We start from the raw sequence: 7,313 nt of genomic DNA on the forward strand, positions 1-7,313 counted from the left end.
CCCGGGCGGCACCACCCCCCGCGGCCAGGAGCGGGGCACCGGCGGGCTGTGGGGTGGGGTGACGATCTTCGAGACCGGCCCCGTGGCGCTGCTCCACCTCACCCATTCCGCCTTCCCCCAACCCAAGGGCTGGCGCCTGAAGGTGGACCTCACCTTCGATGCCCGCCACGCCGGCCCGGTGGAGGTGCGCCTCTCGCTCCACCCGGATAACTTCGAGGGGGAATCGTTCGCTACAACCCGCCGGGTGAACCTAGCAGCGGGACGGCAGACGCTTTCTCTCATTTGGGATCTCCCCGATCTCCCTCGTTGGGAGATCGGGGAGCATGGGTTCCCTCATCTATATCGCTTGGAAGCGGCGCTGGCGGATCAACGCCTCACCGCTCCCCTCGGCTTCCGCACGATCGCTCAAGACGGCTCATGGCTGCTTTTGAACGGGCGACGGGTCTTCCTGCGAGGGACGAACATCATCCCCACCCAGTGGCTGGCGGCCTACACTTCGGCGGACGCCGCCCGCGATGTCCAGCTGCTGAAGGAAGCGAACCTCAACGCGGTTCGGGTGCATGCCCACCTCACCCATCCGGCTTTCTATGAAGCCTGCGACCGGGAGGGGATTTTGGTGTGGCAGGACTTCCCGCTTCAGTGGGGGTATGCGGAGGACGAGGCCTTCGCCCAGGAGGCGGTGCGTCAGGCCCGGGCGATGGTCGAGCAATTCGGCGCCCACCCATGCATCTTCCTCTGGTGCGCGCACAACGAGCCCACCCACAACCGTTACACCCTGGCCCCGGTGGTGGCCGCGGCCATCCGCGCTGCGGATCCCACGCGCCTGGTGAAGGAGGCCTCGGATTTCCGAGAGCATCCCTACCCCGGATGGTATTGGGGGCATATGCGGGACTTCCAGGCGCTGCCCGGCGCGCCGCTGCCCTCCGAGTTCGGCGCCCAGGCCCTGCCCCGCGCCGAGCTGCTCCGCCGGGCCCTGGGAGAGGATGCGTGGCCGCCGAAGTGGGAGACGTGGGTCTACCATAATTTCCAACCGGAGCAGACGTTCCGGATCGCCGGGATCGAGATCGGCGACAGCCTGGAGGCTTTCGTGGAGAACAGCCAGCGTTACCAAGCCCAGCTGATCGAATTCGCGATCCATACCTACCGGCGAGCCAAGGGGAAGGTCGTCGGCTACTTCCACTTTATGTTCGTTGAGCCCTGGGAGGGGATCACCTGGGCCGTGCTGGATGTAGAGCGGGTCCCCAAACGCGGCTACTTCGCCCTCCAGCAGGCCTCCAGCCCGGTGCTGATCTCCATCGTGCCCTATGTGGAACGGGCCGGGGTGGGCCAGCCGCCCTTCCGGGAGATCTGGGCGATCTCCGACTTGGACCGCCCGGTCTCTCTCCGGGTTTCCCTGCGCCTGGAAGGGCCGGTGGCCTTGCCCCTGGGGGAGATGACGGTGGACCTGGCCCCCCATGAGGCGCGCTGCCTGATGAACGTGATGGAGCTTTTCGAGGCTCCCCTCGAGACGCGGGAGGCATTGGATGCGGCAGAATCCATGCTACGGAAGCTTCCGCCCGGCCGCTATCAGGTGATCGCCGAGGCCTGGGAAGGGGAGCGCCTCTGGTCCCGCCACGTGGTGGAGATCGAATACCTGAAGCCGCTGATGCCGGAGGAAGGAGGGTTCTGGTGAAGAAATCAGGCCCCCGACCCCCTCCGCGGGGAGAGGAGGAAGTCTCAGGGGGCTGAGCGGCTCTTTCGGCGCCGACTCAGCCCCCGTGCGCTGCCGGCGCATAATTCTTGGATTTCTTGAACCAGCTGATCCACCCCGATCCCGTACACGCGGGCGGCATCGGCCAGCGTCTCCAATCCCGCCAGGGCGCACACCGGACACCACATCCCGTAACGCACCAGGACCTCCCGGGATCCGGGGCAGCGCTCCAGGAGCTCCTCGACGGACCACCGCGGATCGATCATCGCGACCTCCTACTTACTTAAGGCGCTTTCCATCCGACTTCGTGGGGGATAGGGGGCGAGCCGGGCTCGCCCCCTATCCCCCCTCCCCACGGTCCAAAGGGCCGTGGGGAGGGGGGATAAAAGAGGGTGGGATTATCCGTTCCCTCCACGGTATATCCCCCAAAACGTGGAAGACGCATTACTCCGATAATTTCTGATATCACGGAAGCTGTGCCGTTCGGGACCTGTGAAAGGAGGCAGAAGGGCCCCGTCTCCAAAAGCCCTACCAGGGAACCAGTTGCGTAACCTCTAATTAGCTTAACGAACCTTCCCCGACCGAACCTTGCGCAAGCACAACATCCTGGAGATTTGGGAGGCCGCCTTCGGCGGCCTTTTTAGGAACCGCCTTGCGGGCTCTCCAGCTCCTCCGCCAGGGCCACCAGGGCGTGGGGCTTCCGTAGAAGGATCCGCCGTCGTCCCAAGCGCACCCAGCCGGATCGCTGCCACCGGTTCAGCACGCGACTGACGGTATGCAGCCGGGTCCCGCACAGCTCCGCCAGCTCCTCCCGGGTGAGGGGCAACATCAGCTCGATCCCCTCCTCGGTCCGCCGGCCCAACCGGCCGGCCAGTCGCACCAGCGCCCGGGCCAGCCGCCGCTCCACTCGGAGGGCGCTGACCTCAAGCAGCCGTCGATGGGTTTCATGCAACCGCTCCGCCAGGAGGCGGAGGATCCGCAAAGCGATCTCCGGATGCCGAAGGAGGAACTCCCGAAAGACCGCCCCGGGGATCCACAGGGCCCGACAGGGGCTGATCGCCTGGGCGGAGGCCGGATACGGTTGATCGGCGAAGAGCGCGATCAGGCCCAAGGGCTCCCCTGGACCCACCATCTGGACCACGGCCTCCTGCCCTGCGACATCCGTCTGAACGACCTTCACATATCCCTCCAGGAGCATGTAAAGGCCTTCCGCCGGATCGCCCTCCAGGAAAAGAAAGCGCCCCGCCGGCCACGCCCGCCACGCCCCAGCCCGGATGAGCATCCTCAGCTCCTCCGGAGGCACCCCTCGGAAGAGCGGGTGCGCATCAAGGGCCTCCATCACCTGGGACTCCCTGAGCCCTGGCTTCCCCCTGCCCATCGCGGCGTTCTCCGATCGCAGGTACCCGCCCCCACGCTTCGCCTTCGGGAGACCTTGCGCACAGATCCCCTCGGGCGCCTTGTCCTTCAGTTTACCATCCCGAGAAGGGTGAAGCGGGACGCTTCCCTTTCTCCGAAAGCGAGGGGGCGTGTCCTCCGCACGCCCCCTCAGCGAAACACTGCCTTCAACCGATTAGTGTCCGGATCCCACCGATGGCGTTCCCTGGAACAGATCCGGCCGCTCCGGCCCCTCGACCTCCAGGTAACCTGCCAGCCCCCGCAACATCCGCCACAACGCGTGGTCCACCAGAACGTAACGGCCGGGGACCTCAGCGGTGAACTCGAAAATCGCCGCGGAGCCGGGCGGCACGAGGAACGTTTCCTCGTTGGCGACGAAGGTCTCGGGCGCCCCGGCGTACACCCGATCGAAGATCTCCCCGATAATGTGGAAGTTCGATCCCACATTCGGGCCGCCCACCCCGAAGAAGAGGCGGATCCGCTCGCCGGTCCGGGCCTTCATGGGATAGAGCTCCGTGAGGGCTTGGGTGTGGCCGTTGAAGGTGAAATACTCCGGCCGCTCGGCCTGTGCCTTCGCCGAGTCAAAGGACTGAAGGCCGCCCTGGCCGAAAGCGTCCGAGGTATACCATTCCCCTTGCACCACGTAGAACTCCCGGTCGGCCGGCGGGAGCCCGCCCTTCGGCTCCACCACGATGATCCCGTACATCCCCATGGCGATGTGCAACGGCGCGGGTGGATAGGCGCAGTGATAGATATAAGCACCGGTCTTCAGCGCCTTGAAGGTGAGCGTCCGGCTCTCCCCCGGGGCCACTGTGGTGACCGTTGCGCCGCCTCCCGGCCCGGTGACCGCGTGGAGATCGATGTTGTGCGAGACGTGGTTTTCGGGCGGGTTCGTCAAGTGGATCACCACCGTGTCCCCCTCCATCACCCGGATCAGGGGGCCAGGCACCGTCCCATTGAAGGTCCAGAACGGAAAAGCCACGCCGGGGGCGAGCTCCGCCACTACCTCCCGCACCGTTAAGGTCACCTCCACCGTGGTCGGCTCGGTCCGCCGGATCGGCGGAGGAACGTCCGCGGGATCCCGGGCGACCAGGACCTTTGGCTCTCCAGGGGTAGGGGTGGGACGCATATGGGCTTCGGCGGGAGTTGGGGTGGAAGCGGAGGACGCCGCCGGCGAGGATGACGGAACCGCGCATGCGGTCGTGACCAAGAGGAGCCAGCCGATCACAAGCCAGCGGGGCGGGGCCATGATTTGCCTCCAGAGCATGGATTCTGGCCCCATGTTCTCACGACCCGCCCGAACGCTGGTTAAGAGGGCACAAAAAACGAACGTGACATTCCTCGCTGGATCGGGCAACGTGGGTCATCGTCAACCCGTTACATTCCTCAAGGGCTCATAGGGCCCAGACGCACGCCTCACCCGCCAGGGGGAACCGTGAGGTGTGGGCCGATCGGCCAGCCGTGTCTTCCAGAAATCCCATCGACACCCATCGAGGCGGCCATCGAAGCTTGGAAAGCGTTAAGAGGTTGTAAACGGGTTCGCAACGGATTTCCGCCCCTTCCGGATCGCCCGGGCCATCAGGAGCAGGAACAACAGGATCGCCGCGCCGTTGAGCAAGCCGCCCCATCGCCGAACCTCGAACACCCCTCCCAGATCCCCGGCGAGGCGAAGGATCAGGGAGAAATGGAGAAGCGCCAGCGGGAGGTAGAGGGCGCTGCTGAACGGAAGGTTCACCCGGAGCACGGCCGGGAAGATGATGAGGGCGTGGCCGAAGATCATCGAGAACACGAAGCCCACCAGCACCGCGTGCAGCCGCGCATCGTGGAGCGGCCCGGCGGGGGCTTCGCCCGGGAGCCATTCCAGCGCCCCGCCAACCCCCAGCCAGACATAACCCGCCAACATGCAGATCGCGATATAGCGCACCAGCCCACGTTGGCGCACCGTGCGGCGGGCGATGTCGTACCGAGCCAGCCAGGCCGCCAGGGCCAGCCATCCCAACCCCAGCACCCGCCTTCCCCACACCGGGAGGATCAAGCCCAAGACCAACCCTAAGAGGACCAGCCCCACGCCCGCCCAGAAGGGCCCGGCGAGCCCCCGCCCCCGGGGGACCAACCGGGCGAGCTCCAGCCGCTCGCCGAGGATGGTGAGCACCAGGAACGCCGTCCACCACGGCGTCGCGAGCGCCAGCGAGCCGCTCTGGAGCCAAACCAGGTGTCCAACCCCCCATACGGCAGCCCCCAACCCCAGAACCCGGATCGAGGGATCCGGACGCTGCCGGGCGGCGCCGATGAAGAACGCCGTCAACGCCGCCGCGCTGCCCAGGAACAGCCCAGCGCTCAGACCCGTGGGGGACGTCAGGAGCAGGGTGAGACTCCCCCAGGCGGCCAGGATCGGCGCCGCCCACGACCATCGAGGGCCGACGACCGCCCGCTCGAGGGTGATCAAGGTGCCCAGGAAACCGGAGATCATCAGCGCCCCATGGGCGGCCGGCCAGGCCGGGTTCGGCCGGGGCAGCGGCCACCCGATGCGGATCCACCCCGCCCATATGCCGACCAGCAAGGTGATCATCCCGATCGCCATCAACGGAAACCGCATCCGCAAAGGCATGGCGCCCTCCTGGATCGGGAAAGCCGCGTTCTCCTTCAATCCTAAGAGCAGGAAAGTTGATGCGAAATGGCCCGCAATGTCTGCCTGCAAATCTATGTTAAACGACTCGGGCGATGCGCTCCTTGACCCAGGACAAGCAGGATATTGGAAGTCGAGCTAAGCTTTTAAAGCGCGTTCAGGCAGTATGCTCGGCGTGAGGAAAGTGGGATCCTTTTTTCGGCGGAGCGTCACAATGGCCCAACGGGATCGACCGCGCATCGTGGTGGTAGGTGCCGGGTTCGGCGGGTTGTGGGCGGTGCGGACCCTTGCCTTCGAGCCGGTGGAGGTGTTGCTGGTGGATCGGCGGAACCACCACACGTTCTTCCCTCTGCTCTACCAGGTCGCCGCGGCCGAGATCGAGCCGGAGGCGATCGCCTTCCCCATCCGGGGGCTCCTGCACCGCTTCCCCAATATCGGGTTCGAGATGGCCGAGGCCCGTGGGATCGACCTGGAGGCGCGTCGGCTCGAGACCGATGGCCCACCGATCCCTTACGATTTCCTGATCCTGTCCCCCGGCAGCGTGGCGCACACCTTCGGCGTCCCCGGTGTCGCCGAACACGCCTTCTTCCTGAAGAGCTTGGATCAGGCGATCCGTTTGCGCAACCACATCCTCACCTCCTTCGAACGGGCGGCCCGGGAGCCAGACCCACTCCAAAGGCGTCGGATGCTCACATTCACCATCATCGGCGGAGGGCCGACCGGGGTGGAGTTCGCCGGCGCCCTGGCCGAGCTGATCGCCCGCCCCCTCCGGAGGGATTTCCCCACCCTGGATTTCCAGGAAGTCCGTGTGATCCTGGTGGAAGCCATGGAAGGGCTGCTGCCAGGTCTCCCCACGCCGCTGCGGTCCTACGCCGCCGCCCGCCTTCGCCGGCTGGGCGTGGAGGTCCGTTTACAAGCCCCGGTGGAAGCGGTGGAGCTTGGACGCGTGCGCTTGAAGGATGGGACGCTCATCGAGACCGGGACCGCGGTGTGGACAGCGGGCGTCAAAGGGGATCCGCTCGGCGCGGCCCTCGGGCGGCCCCTGGGGCCCAGCGGACGGGTGTGGGTATCCCCCACGCTGCAGGTGCCCGGCCATCCGGAGATCTATGTGGTGGGGGATCTGGCGCTCCCGGAGGAGCTCGGAAAGCTGCCGATGGTCGCCCCGGTCGCGATTCAACAGGGGATCCATGCGGCCCGCAATGTCCTGCGCGTCCTGCAGGGCCGTCCGCCCCAGCCGTTCCGCTATCGGGATCCTGGCACGCTGGTCACCCTGGGCCGGAACGCCGCTGTGGCCCATGTGTTCGGGCGCGCCTTTACGGGCTTCCCGGCCTGGCTGCTCTGGCTCGGAGTGCACCTGCTGCGCCTGATCGGCCTCCGAAACCGCCTGGTGGTCCTTTCGGGATGGGCGTGGGACTATTTGTTCTACGAACGGGTCGTGCGGTTGATCCTCCCGATGAACGATGGAGATCGTCGCCCCATTCGATGATGCTCATTTTCATAACGATGCCGCCTGGTCCCATTCGGTTCGGAGTTCTCGTGGGGAGACGGAAGGGCCCCACTCCCTTCCATCCCCCCTCCCTCCCCACGGCCCAAAGGGCCGTG

The 7,313-nt window shown here is 66.3% G+C and carries 6 protein-coding genes; 2 read left to right on the top strand and 4 right to left on the bottom strand.

The genetic code is table 11. From position 1 onward, the window contains the following. The coding region (locus tag ACFMO5_RS10490; RefSeq protein WP_376792700.1) for a glycoside hydrolase family 2 TIM barrel-domain containing protein at window positions 1-1,672 on the top strand (1,672 nt) is incomplete at its 5' end. Between the two features lie 44 nt (window positions 1,673-1,716). Here the strand turns inward: ACFMO5_RS10490 and ACFMO5_RS10495 are convergent. The 4 genes from ACFMO5_RS10495 to ACFMO5_RS10510 form a co-directional block, all read right to left on the bottom strand. Beyond that, the gene (locus ACFMO5_RS10495; RefSeq protein ID WP_376792701.1) at window positions 1,717-1,956 is read right to left on the bottom strand and encodes a DUF1858 domain-containing protein; all 240 of its coding nucleotides are present in this window, start codon (window positions 1,954-1,956) and stop codon (window positions 1,717-1,719) included. Between the two features lie 374 nt (window positions 1,957-2,330). Next, window positions 2,331-3,029, bottom strand: coding sequence for a Crp/Fnr family transcriptional regulator (locus ACFMO5_RS10500; RefSeq protein WP_376792702.1), 699 nt, complete (start codon window positions 3,027-3,029; stop codon window positions 2,331-2,333). Between the two features lie 231 nt (window positions 3,030-3,260). Then, window positions 3,261-4,334: a copper-containing nitrite reductase gene (gene nirK, locus ACFMO5_RS10505; protein WP_376792703.1), complete on the bottom strand. Its 1,074-nt coding sequence runs from the start codon at window positions 4,332-4,334 to the stop codon at window positions 3,261-3,263. Between the two features lie 270 nt (window positions 4,335-4,604). After that, window positions 4,605-5,693: a hypothetical protein gene (locus ACFMO5_RS10510; RefSeq protein WP_376792704.1), complete on the bottom strand. Its 1,089-nt coding sequence runs from the start codon at window positions 5,691-5,693 to the stop codon at window positions 4,605-4,607. 232 nt (window positions 5,694-5,925) lie between these two features. On the opposite strand from ACFMO5_RS10510, the gene ACFMO5_RS10515 reads away from it, so the two are divergent. Further along, window positions 5,926-7,197, top strand: a complete 1,272-nt coding sequence (locus tag ACFMO5_RS10515; protein WP_376792705.1) for an NAD(P)/FAD-dependent oxidoreductase — start codon at window positions 5,926-5,928, stop codon at window positions 7,195-7,197. Window positions 7,198-7,313 lie beyond the last annotated feature (116 nt).

The organism is Thermoflexus sp. (assembly GCF_042408365.1).
Classification (GTDB): domain Bacteria; phylum Chloroflexota; class Anaerolineae; order Thermoflexales; family Thermoflexaceae; genus Thermoflexus.